Genomic DNA, 16,301 nt, shown 5'->3' with positions numbered 1-16,301 from the left:
CATGACAAAGGATCAGATCTTCGAATTCTTCCGTCGCCTTGCGGAGGACAATCCCGAGCCCGAGACCGAGCTGGAATATGGCAATGCCTATCAGCTTGTCGTCGCGGTGGCACTGTCGGCGCAGGCGACCGATGTGGGGGTGAACAAGGCGACCCGGGGGTTGTTTGCGAAGGTGAAGACGCCGCAGCAGATGGTCGATCTGGGGCTGGAGGGATTGGTGGAGCACATCAAAACGATCGGCCTGTTCAATTCCAAGGCGAAGAACGTGATCGCGCTCTCGCAGCTGCTGGTGGACGATTATGGCGGAGAGGTGCCTGGCACGCGCGAGGACCTCGTGCAGCTACCCGGAGTGGGTCGCAAGACGGCGAATGTGGTGCTCAATTGCTGGTTCGGGCAGGAGACTTTCGCGGTCGACACCCACATCCTGCGCGTCGGCAACCGCACCGGCATGGCGAAGGGCAAGACGCCCGAGCAGGTCGAGGCGAAGCTGGAAAAGCGCGTGCCCCAGCCGTTCCGGCTACACGCGCACCACTGGCTGATCCTGCATGGACGCTATGTCTGCAAGGCACGGACGCCAGAATGTTGGCGGTGTCCGGTGGTCGATTTGTGCAGTTTCCGGAAGAAGGTGCTGGAGAGGCCGAGGGGGCGGTGATGGTTAACAACAAGTCGGCAAGTTTGCCCAACCAGGAAGTGGCAAAAATCTTATCCGGCGATCTGACACGCGAGGTCCCACAAGAGGTCCGGAATGTACTCCTGGACGTCATTCTTATCTGGGCGAGTCTTGATATGGCAACTGCCTTTTACCTGTCCTCAATAAAGGGTTTGGATCCTAGTGAGGGGGCTAATCGCTACGGGCGAAAGGAAATTGCTGAAAAACTGAAGAAAGCCGCCAAGGCACTTTTTGATGAAGGCAAGAACGACACTGCTTCAGAAATTCAGAAAATTGCAGCGGATTATCCCGACAAAGCGTTCTATCGGAAACGTATCGCCCATTCTAGGTTGGTTGGCGTTCGGGCGTCCGATAGTTCTCGTCTCGTTTTCTTACCTTTCGAGAATGAAGGTCCGCCGGGAAATTTGGCCATGGAGGTTTTATCAGTCGAATTATTCAGCGACGCATTTAGATGGGCGCAGGCCGCCCATGTGTTCTTTATGGCCCTTGTCGACCAAGAAGGCTTCTTCTCGGCAGAAGCCTAAACATCATCCGCCGAGATCAGCTCCGCCGTATCCAGTTCGCCCGTCATGCTCGCCACCGTCACCGCCACAGCCGCATCGCCGCTCACATTGGTGGTGGTGCGCATCATGTCCATGATCCGGTCGATCCCGGCCACCAAAGCAATCGTCTCCAAAGGCACGCCGACCGCGCCGAACACCAGCACCATCATGATCAGCCCCGCCCCCGGAATGCCCGCCGCGCCAATCGCGCCGAGCGTTCCGAGCACCGAGATCATCACATAATCGCCCCATGACAGGTCCACGCCAAACACCTGTGCACCGAACAGCGTCGCAAGGCCCAAATACATCGCGGTGCCGTTCATGTTGATCGTCGCGCCCAGCGAAATGACGAAGCTCGCGACCGAGTTCGACACGCCGAGGTTGCGCCTTGCGCAGCGCAGGGTGACGGGCAGCGTCGCGTTTGAACTGGCGGTGGAATAACTGACCGCCATCGCGTCCACGATCCCGCGGAAGAAATCCACCACCGGCAGCTTGGCCAGAAATTTGATCATCCCGGCATAGATCAGCCCGATGATCAAGAAGCAGCCGAAATAGTTGAGCGCCACCAGTATGCCGAGCGCCTGCAACGCCTCCAGCCCCAGCGTACCCGCCACCCACGCCATCAGCGCGAAAACGCCAAACGGGGTCAGCTCCATCACCACCATCGTGACTTTTTGCATCACGACGCTGCCGCTCTCGAAGATTGTGAGCACCGGCTCGCCCTCTTCCTTGGCCATCAGAATGCCGATCCCAATCAGCAGCGAGAAGATGATCAGCGGCAAGACGTTGACGTCCGCCATCACCTGCACCGGGCTGGACGGCACCATTTCGAGGATCATCTGCTGGATCGTGACCCCGTCTTGCTGCCGCTCCTGCGCGCGTTCGAGCGCGGCGGCGTCAAGCTGCATCGACGAAGCGTCAAGACCCGAACCGGGTGAAAAGAACGTGCCAATGCCCAGACCCAGCCACACCGCCATCTGTCCGGTCACCACGAACAGCAGCAATGCGCGCCAGCCCACGCTGCCCAGCTTGCGCAAGTCCCCGATGCTGGCAACGCCCGCGACAAGGCTGAAGAAGATCAGCGGCACCACCAGCATCTTGATGAAGGCGATGAATATGTCGCCCACAATCTTGATGCTCTCCGCACCCGGCCCCCACAGGTAACCGGCAATAATGCCAAGGATCAGCGCCGCGATAACCCGCTGCCACAGCGGAATTGCAAACCAGGTTTTCATGCGGACTGCGCCCCTTCTTGTTCTGTTTTGAGCGTCAGCGCCCCGAGCGCCGCGCGTGTGTAGATGCGAGTAAGCACATCCAGGTCGGCTATGGCCACTGCTTCGTCGCGTTTATGCATGGTTGCGTTGCACAAACCAAACTCAATCACCGGGCAAACGCTGCGCAGGAAGCGCGCATCGGACGTGCCGCCGGTCGTCGATTGTTCGGGTTTGAGGCCGGTTTCGGCTTGGATTGCAGCGGCCAGCATGTTTGAAAAAGCGCCCGGCGCGGTCAGAAACGGCTCGCCCGAAATGATCGGCAGCGCGTGTCCGCCGTGCTTTTCGGCGATCGCCGCCACCAGCTGCGACAGGCCCGCGCCCGAATGCAGATCGTTGAAGCGGATCGAAATGCGCGCCTTTGCTGCTGCCGGGATGACATTGTGCGCCTTGTTACCAACCTCGATTTCGGTGATTTCAAGGTTCGATGGCTGGAACCAGGCGGTGCCCGTGTCGAGCGCCAGCGCATCCAGCTCCGCCAACATCGCCACCAGTTTAGGGATCGGATTGTCGGCGAGGTGCGGATAGGCGACGTGGCCTTGCGTGCCTTCGACGCTGAGCCAGATGTTGACCGATCCGCGCCGTCCGATTTTCATCATGTCACCCAAGCGGTGAACGCTGGTAGGCTCTCCGACAAGGCACAGGTCCGGGCAGATGCCATCGGCCTCCATATGATCGATGATCGCGCGCGTGCCGTGGAGTGCGGGCCCTTCTTCGTCGCCGGTGATGATAAAGCTGATCGTGCCCGCGGCCTGCGGCACATTCGCGGCGGCAGCGACCATGCAGGCAATCGCGCTTTTCATGTCCACCGCCCCGCGCCCGTGGAGCAGTTCGCCGCGCATCGTTGGCACGAAGGGATCGCTATCCCAGCCCTCTCCCGGCGGCACCACGTCCAGGTGCCCGGCAAATGCAAAATGGTTGCTTCCTTCTGGCCCATAGCGGATGGCGAACAGGTTTTCGACCGGGGCTTCGTCGCTGCCGTCCTCGCCCTGCCCGCGCCGGAACCGGTGGATGCCAAAACCCAGCGGGCGCAGCATCGCCTCCATCTCGTCAAACACCGCGCCAGTCGCAGGGGTAACGCTGGGCACGGCAATCAGGCGCTTGGCAAGTTCGAACGCTTCGGTCATTCCGGCCTGCTTAGCAGGAGTGTGCCCGCGCCCAAACTTGATTTGTCTGCCATCGTGCAAACCAACGTGACCGGGTATCCGCCCCCTTTTGACGCTGATGTCGAAGGGCGCTGGTATCGGCGGCTGGCTCCGGCGGCGGGGCTGGAACACATGGGGGCCACCCACGTGACGCTGGCACCGGGTGCCTTCTCATCGCAGCGACACTGGCACAGGGGGCAAGACGAGCTGGTCGTCATGCTCGAAGGCGAAGCGGTGCTGTTAGACGATGCCGGCGAGACGCAAGTGCACCCCGGAGACGTATTGATCTTCCCGGCAGGTGACGAGAACGGCCACCGTCTGCACAATCGCGGGTTAACGCCATGCGTTTTCATCGCGGTTAGCGCGGGTACCCGGGAAGCGGATTGCGGAGAATATCCCGATATCGACATGATCTTTGACGCAGAGGGATATGCGCGCAAGGACGGGACCAGATATGAAACGCGGCGCATTCCCTAATCCCGCTCGGGCAACACCAATGGGCCGGGGGCAAAGGCGCTTTCGAGCAGTTCGGCGATGCGGACGCCTGCCTGCTGAACGCGCCGTTTGGCAATCGGCACTCCGCGCGTGATGTCGTCCTGCGTCAGCGCGGTCTTCATTGGCAGGTCGGCTTCGCACACGCTTTCGGTGTCGAAGGCTGTGGGATAGACAAAACTGCGGCTGATCTCCCAGCTTTCGCGGCCCCAATCAGCAGCCATCCCGCCGCCCAGTTCAGCTCGCTCCGCAGCGGTGTAGCGGCGCACCACCGGGTCAGCCGGATCGCTGATTGCGCGTTCGGCCAGCGGGCCATCCCAAATCCAGTGCAGGTTGAGCCCCGGCACGATGCCGTAATCCGCCTCCCGGTCATTGCCGCCACGATCTTCCTTGTCGCCCGAATGGAGCGGCATGTGCACGTCACCTGCAAAATGGACCATGAAGGCGAGCGCTTCCAAGCGCACGTGATCGGGCAGGCTTTCATCGGCCAGCACCCGGTGCGCGCGCTCGATCTGCGCGGTGACGCAATTGCCGCCAGAGCAATTGGCGCGAGGGTTGAACGTCTCGCAAATCGGCGCGGTGCGGTAATGCCATGCGGCGGTGTAGCCCCAGCGCCAGAAGCTGCGGCGGATGCAATCGGGCCAGACGCTGGCGTCCTGTATGGTGGCCAGCGGGCATTCGGGCGTGCCGAGCAGCGCCTCTGACCGCATCAACCGGCGGATCTTTGCGCGCGCCTCGGGTGAGACGTTGGTTTCGGCAATATCAGCGGTTTTGCGATGCGCGTAAAAGCCCCAGGCGCTGGCAGGTGCAGGCACCAGCAAGGCGAAAGCGCATAGGGCCAGAAGCAGATGTCTCATCCCACGCTCTCATATTGCTCGATCACCCATTCCTCATCCTCTGATGCGCCGATCCATTGCTCCATCCATGCATGTTCCCAGATTGCCTGCATATAGCCTTGCGCAAAGCCGGGAACGCCGATGCCATAGGTCATGAAGCGCGACACGACGGGGGCGTAGAAGATGTCTGCCGCGCCAAAGGTGCCGAACAGGAACGGTCCGGCGCTCCCATGGCGCGCGCGCGCCTCTGCCCACAGCTGAAGGATGCGGACAACCTCGCTCTTGGTCTGATCCGACACATCCTGAAGCTGGATCCGGCGACGCACATTCATCGGCATTTCGCTGCGCAGCGAGCCATAGCCGGAGTGCATTTCCGCCACCATCGAACGCGCCATGCCGCGCGCGGCCTCATCCTTGGGCCAGAACCGTTCACGTCCAACCTTGTCGGCCAGATGTTCGAGGATCGCCAGACTGTCCCAGATCACATTGTCGCCGTCCCACAGGATCGGCACCTTGCCTGACGATGGCTGAAAGTCGCCGGTTTGCTTGCGCCTTTCCCATTGTTCGCCCAGCATCGGCACGGTGATCTCTTCAAAGCTTAGCCCCGATTGCTTCATGGCCAGCCAGCCGCGCAGCGACCAGCTTGAGTAGTTCTTGTTGCCGATGATCAGCTTCATGCGATTCTGCGCTCCACCTTGCGTCTTGTCGCGCTGTAAGCGTTCATCCCTGAGCTGTCGATGCTGAACCGTGACACTTGCGGGGACTGACACGGGGCGGAATTAAGTGATGCGCGCCGCCCGCGTGCTGCTATGGTCACGCACATGACACTTGCACCGTTTCACCTCGCATTTCCCGTCGATGATCTGGCCGCCGCCCGCAGTTTTTACGGAGGCCTGCTTGGCTGTCCAGAGGGTCGCAGCAGCGATGAATGGATCGATTTCGATTTTCACGGCCATCAGATCGTCACCCACCTAGCACCGGGAAAGGCTGGCGACCGGATGAGCAATCATGTCGATGGCCACGGTGTGCCGGTGCCGCATTTCGGGCTGGTGATGTCACTCGAAGATTGGCGCGCACTTGCCGACCGGCTGGAGCAGGCGGGCACCGATTTCGTCATCGCGCCGACCGTGCGGTTTAAGGGCAAGCCCGGCGAACAGGCGACGATGTTTCTGCGCGATCCGTCTGGCAATGCGCTGGAATTCAAGGCCTTTGCCGACCCCGCCCAATTGTTTGCTGCTTGAATCGGCAATAAATTCATTCAACAGCCTTGCGAAATGCAAGCTTTATCAGATAGCTGCACAAAAATGTCTTTTTCCGGCAATAGGCTGGTTTCGTTTCCTTGCCTTGATGAGGCCATCCTTAAAGAGGTGCGTGTGCCGCATAGCCAACTTGCTTCCATAGTAAAGCCAGCCGAAATTCCTTCATTGTCTTCAGCCCAACCGGTCCCGGATGACCCTGGGCTCAATCCGCGCGTGCTTGCGCGCCAGCTTAACCGGTTCACCTCGCCGGATCTGACGCGCAGCATCTGGGAAACCGCAGTCACCTTCGCCCCGTTCGCGGCGCTGTTTACCGCGCTGCTGTTCGCCGTAGATGCAGGCTATTACGCGGCGCTGCTGGCGACCCCGTTGGCCGGATTGTTCCTGTTGCGGCTGTTCATCATTCAGCACGATTGCAGCCACGGTTCCTATTTTTCGCAGAAGTCGGCGAACAACTGGCTGGGCCGCGCGATCAGCGTGCTGACGCTGACCCCATATGATAGCTGGAAACGCTCGCATACGCTGCACCACGCCAACACCGGAAATTTGGACGCGCGCGGGTTTGGCGATGTCGATACGCTGACGGTGCGCGAATTTGCTGCGCTGGGGTGGAAAGATCGGGCGCTGTATCGCCTCTATCGTCACCCGGCGGTGCTGCTAGGGCTGGGCCCGGCCTATCTGTTTCTGCTGCGCCACCGCTGGCCCACGGGCCTGTCGGACAAGGGCGCGAATTTCTGGGGCAGCGTGATGGCGACCAATGCCGTGAGCGCCGCCGTGCTTGGCGTGATCGGGGTCATTTTCGGCCCGCTGGTTACGGCGCTGGTGTTTGTGCCGGTGCTGCTGACCGCAGCATCGCTTGGCGTCTGGCTGTTCTATGTGCAGCACCAGTTTGAACAGGCCTATTGGCAGTACAAGCCCGGCTGGACCTTTCACGAAGCGGCGCTGGGCGGCAGTTCCTATCTGATGCTGCCTGCTCCGCTGCGCTGGTTCACCGGCAACATCGGCATCCACCATGTCCACCATCTGGCCAGCCGCATCCCGTTTTATCGGCTGCCCGCCGTGATGAAAGCGCATCCGGAGCTGGAACAGGTCAATCGGCTGACCCTGCCTCAGGCGGCGCGCACGATGGTGCTGGCGCTATGGGATGAAGACGCGGCGCGGCTCGTGTCATTTGGCGAAGCGGCGCGCGCCGCAAGGTAAGCGCTAACGCTAAAACTAGCGATGGTTCCACGGGGCATTTTCGCCCAGCGCATCGGCCACAACCGCGGCGCGCAAGGCGTCGATCCCCTTCCCTTTTTCCGCGCTGGTCAGGTGGATTTCGGGATAGGCGGCGACGTGTTTCTTGGCCTCTTCGGCAGTCTTGGCGGCCACCCGGTCCAGCTCCGATGCTTTGATCTTGTCGGTCTTGGTCAGCACGATACGGAAACCCACGGCGGCTTCATCGAGCATCCGCATCATCTCGCGGTCGACCTCTTTCAGCCCGTGTCGGCTGTCGACCAGCACCAGATTGCGCGCCAGCACCTGCCGTCCGCGCAAATAGGACTTAACCAGCCCTTTCCATCGCTCGACCACTTTTACCGGAGCCTTGGCAAACCCGTATCCGGGCATATCGACCAGCCTGAACTGCGTGGGCTCACCCACTTCAAAGAAATTGAGCTCCTGCGTTCGGCCCGGCGTCACCGATGCACGCGCGATTGCCCGCCGCCCGGTCAGCGCGTTGAGCAGCGAGCTTTTGCCAACATTGCTGCGTCCGCAAAACGCGATTTCGGGCACGCCGGGATCGGGCAGGAATTTCAACTGCGGCGCGGACAACAGAAAATCGACCCGCCCTGAAAACAGGCGCGAGGCAGCGTCTTCGCGGTGTTGCTGTTCGCGCTCTTGTTCAGGTGTCACGCTTGACTCTTTTCGGCCTTCTCGCGCTCCGCCTTGCGCGCCAATTCGGCTTTTTCCTTATCCGCCGCCGCGCGCAATTGCGGGTGCTTGGAATAAAGATAGCTTTGCTGCGCCAGCGTCAGCAGGTTCGATGTGACCCAGTATATCAGCAGGCCAGCGGCAAACGGTGCCATCACGAACATCAGGATCCACGGCATGATGCTGAACACCTGTTGCTGCACGGGATCCATCGCGGTCGGGTTCAGTTTGAACGTCGCCCACATCGTCACCCCAAGCAGGATTGCCAGCACACCGATGCCAAGGAAACTGGGCACGTCATAAGGTATCAGGCCGAACAGATTGAGGATTTTTGCAGGGTCTGGTGCGCTCAGATCCTTGATCCAGAATTCGATGAAGGGTTCGTGCCGCATTTCGATGGCAAGGATCAGCACTTTGTAGAGCGCAAAAAAGATCGGAATCTGGATTATCAGCGGCAGGCATCCCGCCAGCGGATTGACCTTCTCATCCTTGTACAGCTTCATGATCTCTTGCTGCTGCTGCGCTTTGTCGTCCTTATACCGTTCCTGGATCGCCTTCATCTTGGGCTGGACGGCTTTCATCTGCGCCATCGACGAAAACTGTTTCTGCGCGATCGGGAACATCACGCCGCGAATGATGACCGTCAGCAGGATGATGGCGACACCGAAATTGCCCACCAAACCGTTGAGCGTGCGCAGCAACCACAGCAGCGGCTTTTCGAACCATTCGAACCAGCCCCAGCTGATGAGTTTGCCGAAATAGGTGATCCCGCTTTCCTCATATCGGTCGAGGACAACGCTTTCCTTGGCCCCAACAAACAGGCGGGTCGTTTCGGTAATCGTGCCGCCAGCAGGAATCGTTTGCGCCTCATATCGCAAGACCGCCCGAAACAGGTTGTCGCCAAGCGATTCGAATCCAACCGTGCCGCTTTGCCCCTCGCCCTTGATTAGCGCCGAAGCCCAGTAATTGTCGGTAAAACCCAACCAGCTCGGCACTCCCGCAGGAGTTTCGCTGCCAAGCTCTGCGAGTTCGGCGTAGGAATGCGGATCCCATAAGGTGCCGTCAAACACACCAAGCGGCCCGGCATGAGCGATAAATTGGTCAAGGGTCGCGGTGGTGCTGGTCCGTTTGATAAAGGCAAAAGGTTCAACGATTGCTGCGTTTTCTGAACGGTTCTGCGCGGACTGCACGGCTGTAATCATGAACTGATCATCGATCGACAAGCGCACTGAATAGCTTACGCCGCTGGCGTCGCTGCGCGTCAACGTGATCGGTGCCTGCGGAGTAAGGCGCTCGCCATCGGCTTGCCAGATTGTGCCGTCAGACAGGATTTGCCCACCTGATTTGAAACCGAATTCAGCAAAATGCTGTTCTTCGGTGCGTTCGGGCGCGAACAGGCGGACCGGGCCGCTGTCCTTGTCGACGCTCTCACGGTAATCCTTGAGCACGATGTCATCAATCCGCGCGCCCACGAGGTTGATCGAACCGGCGACGCGCGGCGCGTCGATCACCACACGGTTTGGATCGGCGAGCGCGGCGGACAGGTCGATCGGACCCGCTGGAGCTTCGGCGACCTCAGCAGGCTGCGTGGCGCCAGCAACAGGAGCATCACCGTCTGAGGGGACGACCGAAGTGCCCGCTGCTGGGTCAGATGCCGCGCCTGCCGCTGCCACAGAATCGCTGGACGCGGGGAGCTCGGTCTGCGGATAAAAATACCGCATCCCGAAATCCCAACCGAGGATAAGCAGGCCGGATAGCACGACGGCGAGCAGGAGATTGCGCTGGTTGTCCAAGATTATGCCCTAATGTGCCCTGTTTAAGGGATATGTTGAGTGTGTTATATGGGTATGACAGCGTCCCGGTCCAGCCCCTTTCAGGGAACTGGATCATGGCCGTGCCCACCCCATGGATGGCAGCGCCCTATACGCTTTACCGCCAGCCATCCACCCTTGAGAGCGCCATATTTGCCGAGCGCCTCAATCGCATACTGGCTGCACGATGGGGAATAACGGCAGGTGGGCGGCAAAATCAGTGACGGACCCCATTGCCACAGGCGCGCGATGAAGATGAGAATGTGCTTCAACGGACGGCCCGTTGTCCGCGATTGCCGCGATTGGGGCGGCGACCACGTCCCGCATCGCCCTTGCCCTCGGCAGCGCGGACCAGCGCCTTGTCCAGTTCCTTGGCCATATCCTGAAAATCGCGTTCGATCCCGCCGTGCCTGCCGATCAGCACGTGATCGTGATCGGGCAGGCCATGCTCGGGCAAAGCCGCGCGCAGCAGTTCTCGAAATCGCCGCTTCATCCGGTTGCGCACCACCGCATTGCCAATCTTCTTGGTGACCGTGATCCCATAGCGCGTGCCCTGCCCGCCATTGGGCCGGGTGAGCAGCACGAAACCCTCGCGGGCATTGCGCAAACCCGAATTCGCCGCAACGAAATCGCTACGTTTGGTGAGGACCGAAATCATAAGCTCGCAGATAACGCAAACGGGGCCCCAAAGGGAGCCCGCAAGGGCGGCAGTCCGCCCACAGCGCCGCGATCTTCAGATCGCATGAGCGAGGACATCGCACGCCGAGCGGCGTGCGAAATCACCTCACGCGCAGAGTTTCTTGCGGCCGCGGCTGCGACGTGCGCGCAGAACCTTGCGGCCGCCCGGCGTTTTCTTACGGGCAAAGAAACCGTGCCGACGGGCACGCACAAGATTGCTGGGCTGAAAAGTCCGCTTCATATCATCCTCGAATACAATGTGGTGCTGCGCGCTACGGCCTCATCGGCTTTGGCGGCGGCGACCATGGTTTGGCCGTTCGAACAAACAGCCAGATCAGGCGCGCGCCACTATGGGAAAGCGGAAGGCGAGTCAAGGCGCGAGACGTCCGCGACCGCCAGTTTGATCGCATCCCAATCGCCGTAAACCAGCGTCGGTCCGGGCGTGGCAGCGCGAACTGACGGTTGCGCAGCCGCTTCGCGCTCCACCTGTGCGAGCGTTACGGCGGGAGTTCGAACCATCTGCAGCGCCATGATTCGCGGCGCTGGAACAGGGCCCAGCCAAGCGCGCATATCGCTCGCCGCCAGCCACCGGGCGCTGGCGTGGGGCACAGAATTGGTTATGGCGTAGAATTCCCGCGCGCGCGCCTCGCTCATGCCCATTTCGACGTAATAATCGAGATAGAGCCGATGCGCGGGGTGGTCGGCGGCAAAATCTTCCGCTTCGCGTCCATGATTGTCGAGCCAGGAATGCACTGCAAATTGCGCGCCGTCGGCGATGGTGCGCCGGGCCCCTGCCAGAAACAATTCAACCGCACCCGACCGCACTGATCCGCCTGCGGGGACATGCGTGGCAATCCCGGCGGCGCGTATCCGGCGGCCCAGCGCCAGATTGGCAATGTCGTTGCGGGTGCCGGGGGCTTCGACCATGTCGAGCACCGCAAGCCCCGGAAAATCGCGCAGCATCGCGTCAAATTGTGCCGGAGAAGCGCTGTCGGTCGATCCCATCATCGCTGCGCTGGTCGGTCCGGTCACGACAAAGGGGCCGTATTGCGCCAGAATTCCGGTGTCCCGGCGCGGAGCAGCGGGCATGGTGTAGCGCGCAGCAGAACGCGCTTGCGCGCGCGTGTCCAAGGCCGCCTCCCCGTTTACCAGGGTCACCGTGATTGTCGGCATATCGGCAGAGGCAGGAATGGCGGCGGCGGCGCTATCGGCAATCCTTACCCAGCTGCCGGTGGACGGGTCCCATTCCTCGATCCAGCTTTCGGTGGTGATGGTGCGCATTGTGCCATAGCCGCTTTCGGCTGCATCCCGGGCGAGCGCCGGGCTACCCAGCATGACCATCTGCAATACGGCAAAAAATGCGGCAATTCGTTTCATAGCCGAATGACTATCGGAGGCGACCTTCAGGAATTGCCAAGGTCTATGCTTGCTGAGTTCTTTACTTTAATCGTCTGCGCCGCTTGGTCTGGGCTCTCGACAGTCCCTTGATTACCCTGCATTAACGGCCCCGGCGGCAAATTGCCGCGTTTATCACTTCGGGGGATTTGCAGCTTGGTCGCGCTGGTTCGAACCGTCGCCTATCTGGGGCTCGAAGCGCGCCAGGTCGAAGTGCAATGCCAGGTCGCGCCCGGCCTGCCGCGCTTTTCGGTCGTTGGGCTGGCAGATAAGGCGGTAAGCGAAAGCCGCGAACGGGTGCAGGCCGCGCTGGCCGCAATGGGGCTGGCGCTGCCGCCCAAACGCATCACGGTTAATTTGTCGCCCGCCGATCTACCCAAGGACGGATCGCATTACGATCTGCCGATTGCGCTGGCGCTGCTGGCGGCGATGGGGGTCACCGATGCGGAACAATTGGGCGACTGGATCGCGGTGGGTGAATTGTCGCTGGATGGCCGGGTGGTCGCATCCCCCGGCGTGCTGATCGCCGCGCTGCATGCCAGCGCGCAGCAATGCGGATTGATCTGTCCCGCCGAACAGGGATCGGAGGCAAAGTGGGCCAGCGGCGTGCCGGTTCTGGCTCCGCGCGATCTCGGCAGTCTGCTCGCGCATCTCAAGGGCTCGCAGGTGCTGCCCGAACCTTTGCGCGGCGATATCGAGGATGCGCCGCATGTTACCGACCTCAAACAGGTAAAGGGACAGGAAACCGCCAAGCGCGCGCTCGAAATCGCGGCGGCGGGCGGTCACAATCTGTTGATGATGGGACCGCCGGGATCGGGCAAGAGCCTGCTGGCAAGCTGCCTGCCGGGTATCCTGCCCGAACTTACCCCGGCAGAGGCGCTTGAGGTGTCGATGGTGCAATCGGTTGCAGGGGTGCTCACCGCAGGCCGGATCAGCCGCGCCCGCCCGTTTCGCGCGCCGCACCATTCGGCGAGCATGGCGGCGCTGACTGGCGGCGGGTTGAAAGTGCGCCCGGGCGAGGTCAGTCTCGCGCATCTGGGGGTGCTGTTCCTTGACGAATTGCCCGAATTTCAGCGCGCGGTGCTCGATTCTCTGCGCCAACCGCTCGAAACCGGGCAAGTCGATGTGGCGCGGGCCAATGCGCATGTGCGATTTCCCGCGCGGGTGCAGTTGATCGCGGCGATGAACCCGTGCCGCTGCGGCCATGCGGGCGAGCCGGGACACGTCTGCGCGCGCGGCCCGCGCTGCGCGAGCGAGTATCAGTCGCGGTTGTCCGGGCCGCTGCTCGACCGGATCGATTGCCACGTCGAAGTTGCCGCGGTCAGCGCGGTCGACCTCACCCTGCCCCCGCCCGCAGAAGGCAGCGAGGAAGTTGCGCGCCGGGTCGCCGCCGCCCGTGCAAAGGCGGCGCAGCGCGGGGTGCGATCCAATGCTGAACTGGAGGGCGAGCGGCTGGAAGCCCACGCCTCGCCCGACGATGGGGGCCGCGAATTGCTGATGCGGGCGGCGGAAAAGCTGCGGCTGTCGGCACGCGGCTATACACGGATGCTGCGGGTGGCGCGGACCATTGCGGACCTTGCTGGCGCAGATCAGATCGGGCGCGCGCACATTGCCGAAGCGCTATCCTATCGGCAGATGGTCGGGCGGCGGTAAGCGCGCAGAAGCGGCGGGTTACGATTCAAATTCGCGGATCGCGTTCAGGAATTCATCGCCCCAAGTGTCGAGTTTTTTCTCGCCCACACCCTGTATCTCGCCCATTTGCGCAAGTGTGTGGGGACGTTCGCTGGCCATGGCGCGCAGCACGCTGTCGTGAAAGATGATGTAGGCGGGCACGCTGTGTTCGCTGGCCAGCCGCTTGCGCTTTTCCCGCAGCGCTTCGAACAAAGGATCACCGGCGGGGTTGGGAACCGGATTGGCACCCTGACCATGGGCCTTGCCTTCGCCCGCTGCGCCGCGCGCGCCGCGCCTGCGCCGGGCCGGCTTTTCCGGTGGCTGGGCAATCGTCAGCGCCGCATCGCCGCGCAGGAGCGCGCGCGCATTGGGGCCCAGCGCGAGCCCCCCATGCGCATTGGTCATCAACATTTCATGCGCCATCAGGCTGCGCATCACCGGGCGTAGCAACGGCGCATCCTGCGCGCCCAAGATCCCGAAGACCGACAAGGCATCGTGGCCGCGCTGGCTCACCCGGTCATCCGTGCGGCCCAGCAGCACTTTCTCGATATGGCCGATGCCGAAGCTTTGCCCAGTGCGGTAGATCGCACTGAGCAATTTCTGCGCAATCTCGGTCGCGTCGAGCACGTCGGGCGGGTTCAGGCAATTGTCGCAATTGCCGCAGGCTGGCGGCGGGTCTTCGCCGAAATGCCGCAACAAGATTGCGCGGCGACAGGTCGGTGCCTCGACCAGTCCCACCAGCGCATTCAGCCGCGCGCGTTCGCTTTGCGCGCGCTCTTCGGGCATTTCGGCCAGCCATAGCTGCGCCCGCGCAAGGTCGCTCGCGCCCCAGAACAATTGCGCCTTGGCCGGTTCGCCGTCTCGGCCTGCGCGGCCTGTTTCCTGATAGAACGCCTCGATCGACTTGGGCAGCCCGGCATGCGCGACAAAGCGCACGTCGGGTTTGTCGATACCCATGCCGAACGCGATTGTGGCGACCATCACCATGTCTTCGGATGAAAGAAACCGGGCCTGTGTGGCGGCACGCTCCGGCGGCGAAAGCCCGGCGTGATACGCCCCGGTTGGCCTGCCGGTAGCGGCGAGTTTCTGGGCAATGTCTTCGGTAGCCTTGCGGCTTTGCGCATAGACGATCCCGGCACCCGGTGTGGATTCGAGAAAATCCTTCAATTGCTGGTTCAGCGAATTGCGCGGGGAAATCGCATAGTGGATATTGGGCCGGTCAAACCCCGCCAGGATCAATCCAGCGCGCGGAATGCCCAGTTGCTCCAGAATATCGAGCCGGGTCGCCTTATCCGCTGTCGCGGTCAGCGCCAGCCTTGGAACATCCGCGAACCGGTCGAGCAAACCGCGCAATTGCCGGTAGTCGGGACGGAAATCATGCCCCAGATCGGAAACGCAATGCGCTTCATCAATCGCAAACAGCGAGATATCGGCAGCGGCGATCAGCGATTGGAAACCCGCCGTCGTCGCGCGTTCGGGCGCAACATACAGCAGATCAAGCTCGCCTGCGCGCAGCCGCTGAGCGGTTTCGGCATTGTCGCTATCCGCCGATGTCATTGAGGCGGCACGGATGCCCAGCGCGGCGGCGGCGCGAATCTGATCGTGCATCAGCGCGATCAGCGGCGAAACGACGACCGCCGTGCCCGGCCGCGCCACTGCGGGAAGCTGATAACACAGCGATTTGCCCGCCCCGGTCGGCATCAGCGCCAGCGTATGTTCGCCGGCAAGGATGCGGGTGACGACCGCTTCCTGTTGTCCGCGAAACCCGGAAAAACCGAAAGTCGCGCGCAGCACTTCGAGCAGTTCAGGGTGCGAGCCTTGCGTTCGGGACGCGGCAATCATGTTTGAACCTGTCCCTGCGGGTTGAGCGGTGAGTGTAAACCAGTGTGGGGCGGGTCCGGCGGCGACCTACTTACGATGCAGCGGCCCGCTTCACCGCTTCTATATCCACGACGTCACCCTTGGCGAGGGCGCCAGCAGGCTTTGCCACAGTCCCGTCGGCACGCCGCCCGACATCGGCGCGGCGTACCATATGCAGATCAGTGTGACCAAGTATCCGGCCATTATGCGACAGGATCGAAACCGGACCAATCGGCAGGCGATCGAATTCATCGACCAGAACCGGATCCTCCGATACGAATTCGGAGCCATATTTCTGTCCCCACTGACGCAGCGAGATCATGGCGGGCAGCAGATCAAAACCTTTTTCGGTGAGGCGGTATTCGATCTTGCGGCGATCATCGGCGCAAGGTTCGCGTTTCAAAATGCCGTGATCGACCAGCTTGGCCAGCCGGTTGGACAGGATATTGCGGGCAATGCCAAGCTCGCTCAGGAATTCCTCAAAATGTTTGAGCCCGTTGAAGCTTGCCCGCAGGATCATAAATGACCAGCGTTCACCCATCACCTCAAGCGCTTGCGGCAGGCCGCATTCGATCAATTCGCGCAGTGGTTCTCTAATTCCGCCCATATCAGTCCCTTCTCTGCAACCTATTTAGCGCCTTATGCGTCAATCGCAAAATCAGCCTGAATTTCTTGCGCGCCAAGGCGGAACCCATCCTGCAAAAATAATTTCAGTTTTTGGTTGCAACTTAAAACCTAATCGCATAGGTAGTGATTCGCAACT

Annotated in this window: 18 protein-coding genes; 6 read left to right on the top strand and 12 right to left on the bottom strand. The window is 61.5% G+C overall.

The features are described 5' to 3' along the window. Position 1 precedes the first annotated feature (1 nt). Positions 2 to 652: an endonuclease III gene (gene nth, locus ACM64M_RS03015; RefSeq protein ID WP_416227150.1), complete on the top strand. Its 651-nt coding sequence runs from the start codon at positions 2 to 4 to the stop codon at positions 650 to 652. Beyond that, positions 652 to 1,194 carry a hypothetical protein gene (locus tag ACM64M_RS03010; RefSeq protein WP_416227149.1) on the top strand — a complete coding sequence of 181 codons (543 nt, stop codon included), beginning with the start codon at positions 652 to 654 and terminating at the stop codon, positions 1,192 to 1,194. Before nth ends, ACM64M_RS03010 begins: the two co-directional genes overlap by 1 nt. On the opposite strand, the gene ACM64M_RS03005 is transcribed toward ACM64M_RS03010, so the two are convergent. Together ACM64M_RS03005 and dapE are read right to left on the bottom strand one after the other, a co-directional pair. Further along, the gene (locus tag ACM64M_RS03005; protein ID WP_416227148.1) at positions 1,191 to 2,447 is read right to left on the bottom strand and encodes a dicarboxylate/amino acid:cation symporter; all 1,257 of its coding nucleotides are present in this window, start codon (positions 2,445 to 2,447) and stop codon (positions 1,191 to 1,193) included. The genes ACM64M_RS03010 and ACM64M_RS03005 overlap by 4 nt on opposite strands. Further along, positions 2,444 to 3,610: a succinyl-diaminopimelate desuccinylase gene (dapE, locus tag ACM64M_RS03000; RefSeq protein WP_416227147.1), complete on the bottom strand. Its 1,167-nt coding sequence runs from the start codon at positions 3,608 to 3,610 to the stop codon at positions 2,444 to 2,446. The genes ACM64M_RS03005 and dapE overlap by 4 nt, the downstream gene beginning before the upstream one ends. A gap of 54 nt (positions 3,611 to 3,664) precedes the next feature. Here dapE and ACM64M_RS02995 point away from each other — a divergent pair, with 54 nt between their 5' ends. Then, entirely contained in the window at positions 3,665 to 4,105 is a 441-nt protein-coding gene (locus tag ACM64M_RS02995) for a cupin domain-containing protein (RefSeq protein ID WP_416227146.1), read from the top strand. Here ACM64M_RS02995 and ACM64M_RS02990 read toward each other — a convergent pair. Both ACM64M_RS02990 and ACM64M_RS02985 read right to left on the bottom strand, forming a co-directional pair. Further along, complete coding sequence (locus tag ACM64M_RS02990) at positions 4,102 to 4,977, bottom strand: S1/P1 nuclease (protein WP_416227145.1); 876 nt, start codon at positions 4,975 to 4,977, stop codon at positions 4,102 to 4,104. The two genes, ACM64M_RS02995 and ACM64M_RS02990, sit on opposite strands and share 4 nt — an antisense overlap. Further along, the gene (locus tag ACM64M_RS02985; protein ID WP_416227144.1) at positions 4,974 to 5,633 is read right to left on the bottom strand and encodes a glutathione S-transferase family protein; all 660 of its coding nucleotides are present in this window, start codon (positions 5,631 to 5,633) and stop codon (positions 4,974 to 4,976) included. The genes ACM64M_RS02990 and ACM64M_RS02985 overlap by 4 nt, the downstream gene beginning before the upstream one ends. A gap of 144 nt (positions 5,634 to 5,777) precedes the next feature. Between ACM64M_RS02985 and ACM64M_RS02980 the strand changes: the two genes are divergently transcribed. Both ACM64M_RS02980 and ACM64M_RS02975 read left to right on the top strand, forming a co-directional pair. After that, positions 5,778 to 6,197: a VOC family protein gene (locus tag ACM64M_RS02980; protein ID WP_416227143.1), complete on the top strand. Its 420-nt coding sequence runs from the start codon at positions 5,778 to 5,780 to the stop codon at positions 6,195 to 6,197. Between the two features lie 183 nt (positions 6,198 to 6,380). Then, the gene (locus tag ACM64M_RS02975; protein ID WP_416227142.1) at positions 6,381 to 7,412 is read left to right on the top strand and encodes a fatty acid desaturase; all 1,032 of its coding nucleotides are present in this window, start codon (positions 6,381 to 6,383) and stop codon (positions 7,410 to 7,412) included. A 15-nt stretch (positions 7,413 to 7,427) separates the two neighbouring features. Here the strand turns inward: ACM64M_RS02975 and yihA are convergent, their stop codons facing one another. From yihA to ACM64M_RS02945, 6 genes are all read right to left on the bottom strand, one after another. Then, complete coding sequence (gene yihA, locus ACM64M_RS02970) at positions 7,428 to 8,105, bottom strand: ribosome biogenesis GTP-binding protein YihA/YsxC (RefSeq protein WP_416227141.1); 678 nt, start codon at positions 8,103 to 8,105, stop codon at positions 7,428 to 7,430. Next, positions 8,102 to 9,916: a membrane protein insertase YidC gene (yidC, locus tag ACM64M_RS02965; protein ID WP_416227140.1), complete on the bottom strand. Its 1,815-nt coding sequence runs from the start codon at positions 9,914 to 9,916 to the stop codon at positions 8,102 to 8,104. The genes yihA and yidC overlap by 4 nt, the downstream gene beginning before the upstream one ends. Before the next feature lie 80 nt (positions 9,917 to 9,996). After that, on the bottom strand, positions 9,997 to 10,206 hold the full coding sequence (gene yidD / locus ACM64M_RS02960; RefSeq protein WP_416227139.1) for a membrane protein insertion efficiency factor YidD: 210 nt from the start codon (positions 10,204 to 10,206) through the stop codon (positions 9,997 to 9,999). Then, positions 10,203 to 10,592, bottom strand: coding sequence for a ribonuclease P protein component (gene rnpA, locus ACM64M_RS02955; RefSeq protein ID WP_416227138.1), 390 nt, complete (start codon positions 10,590 to 10,592; stop codon positions 10,203 to 10,205). Before rnpA ends, yidD begins: the two co-directional genes overlap by 4 nt. 126 nt (positions 10,593 to 10,718) lie before the next feature. Further along, positions 10,719 to 10,853 (bottom strand): 50S ribosomal protein L34, encoded by a 135-nt coding sequence (gene rpmH, locus ACM64M_RS02950; protein ID WP_416227137.1) that lies wholly within the window; start codon positions 10,851 to 10,853, stop codon positions 10,719 to 10,721. Between the two features lie 107 nt (positions 10,854 to 10,960). Further along, positions 10,961 to 11,989, bottom strand: coding sequence for a hypothetical protein (locus tag ACM64M_RS02945; protein ID WP_416227136.1), 1,029 nt, complete (start codon positions 11,987 to 11,989; stop codon positions 10,961 to 10,963). A 174-nt stretch (positions 11,990 to 12,163) separates the two neighbouring features. Between ACM64M_RS02945 and ACM64M_RS02940 the strand changes: the two genes are divergently transcribed. After that, positions 12,164 to 13,660: a YifB family Mg chelatase-like AAA ATPase gene (locus tag ACM64M_RS02940; RefSeq protein WP_416227135.1), complete on the top strand. Its 1,497-nt coding sequence runs from the start codon at positions 12,164 to 12,166 to the stop codon at positions 13,658 to 13,660. A gap of 18 nt (positions 13,661 to 13,678) precedes the next feature. Here the strand turns inward: ACM64M_RS02940 and recQ are convergent, their stop codons facing one another. Both recQ and ACM64M_RS02930 read right to left on the bottom strand, forming a co-directional pair. Next, entirely contained in the window at positions 13,679 to 15,520 is a 1,842-nt protein-coding gene (gene recQ, locus ACM64M_RS02935; protein ID WP_416227134.1) for a DNA helicase RecQ, read from the bottom strand. Positions 15,521 to 15,590: 70 nt separating this feature from the next. Further along, entirely contained in the window at positions 15,591 to 16,145 is a 555-nt protein-coding gene (locus tag ACM64M_RS02930; RefSeq protein WP_416227133.1) for a winged helix-turn-helix transcriptional regulator, read from the bottom strand. Between the last annotated feature and the right edge of the window lie 156 nt (positions 16,146 to 16,301).

The organism is Qipengyuania sp. ASV99, assembly GCF_047872805.1.
GTDB lineage: Bacteria > Pseudomonadota > Alphaproteobacteria > Sphingomonadales > Sphingomonadaceae > Erythrobacter.
This window is presented reverse-complemented; position numbering and strand designations above follow the sequence as displayed.

What these genes read in the sequence shown, in the direction of transcription:
- ACM64M_RS02980 (WP_416227143.1), top strand. Translation starts at nt 5,778, where the DNA reads ATGACACTTGCACCGTTTCACCTCGCATTTCCCGTCGATGATCTGGCC.
- ACM64M_RS02945 (WP_416227136.1), bottom strand. Translation starts at nt 11,989, where the DNA reads ATGAAACGAATTGCCGCATTTTTTGCCGTATTGCAGATGGTCATGCTG.
- ACM64M_RS02930 (WP_416227133.1), bottom strand. Translation starts at nt 16,145, where the DNA reads ATGGGCGGAATTAGAGAACCACTGCGCGAATTGATCGAATGCGGCCTG.
- rpmH (WP_416227137.1), bottom strand. Translation starts at nt 10,853, where the DNA reads ATGAAGCGGACTTTTCAGCCCAGCAATCTTGTGCGTGCCCGTCGGCAC.
- nth (WP_416227150.1), top strand. Translation starts at nt 2, where the DNA reads ATGACAAAGGATCAGATCTTCGAATTCTTCCGTCGCCTTGCGGAGGAC.
- ACM64M_RS03010 (WP_416227149.1), top strand. Translation starts at nt 652, where the DNA reads ATGGTTAACAACAAGTCGGCAAGTTTGCCCAACCAGGAAGTGGCAAAA.
- dapE (WP_416227147.1), bottom strand. Translation starts at nt 3,610, where the DNA reads ATGACCGAAGCGTTCGAACTTGCCAAGCGCCTGATTGCCGTGCCCAGC.
- ACM64M_RS02990 (WP_416227145.1), bottom strand. Translation starts at nt 4,977, where the DNA reads ATGAGACATCTGCTTCTGGCCCTATGCGCTTTCGCCTTGCTGGTGCCT.
- recQ (WP_416227134.1), bottom strand. Translation starts at nt 15,520, where the DNA reads ATGATTGCCGCGTCCCGAACGCAAGGCTCGCACCCTGAACTGCTCGAA.
- rnpA (WP_416227138.1), bottom strand. Translation starts at nt 10,592, where the DNA reads ATGATTTCGGTCCTCACCAAACGTAGCGATTTCGTTGCGGCGAATTCG.
- ACM64M_RS03005 (WP_416227148.1), bottom strand. Translation starts at nt 2,447, where the DNA reads ATGAAAACCTGGTTTGCAATTCCGCTGTGGCAGCGGGTTATCGCGGCG.
- ACM64M_RS02985 (WP_416227144.1), bottom strand. Translation starts at nt 5,633, where the DNA reads ATGAAGCTGATCATCGGCAACAAGAACTACTCAAGCTGGTCGCTGCGC.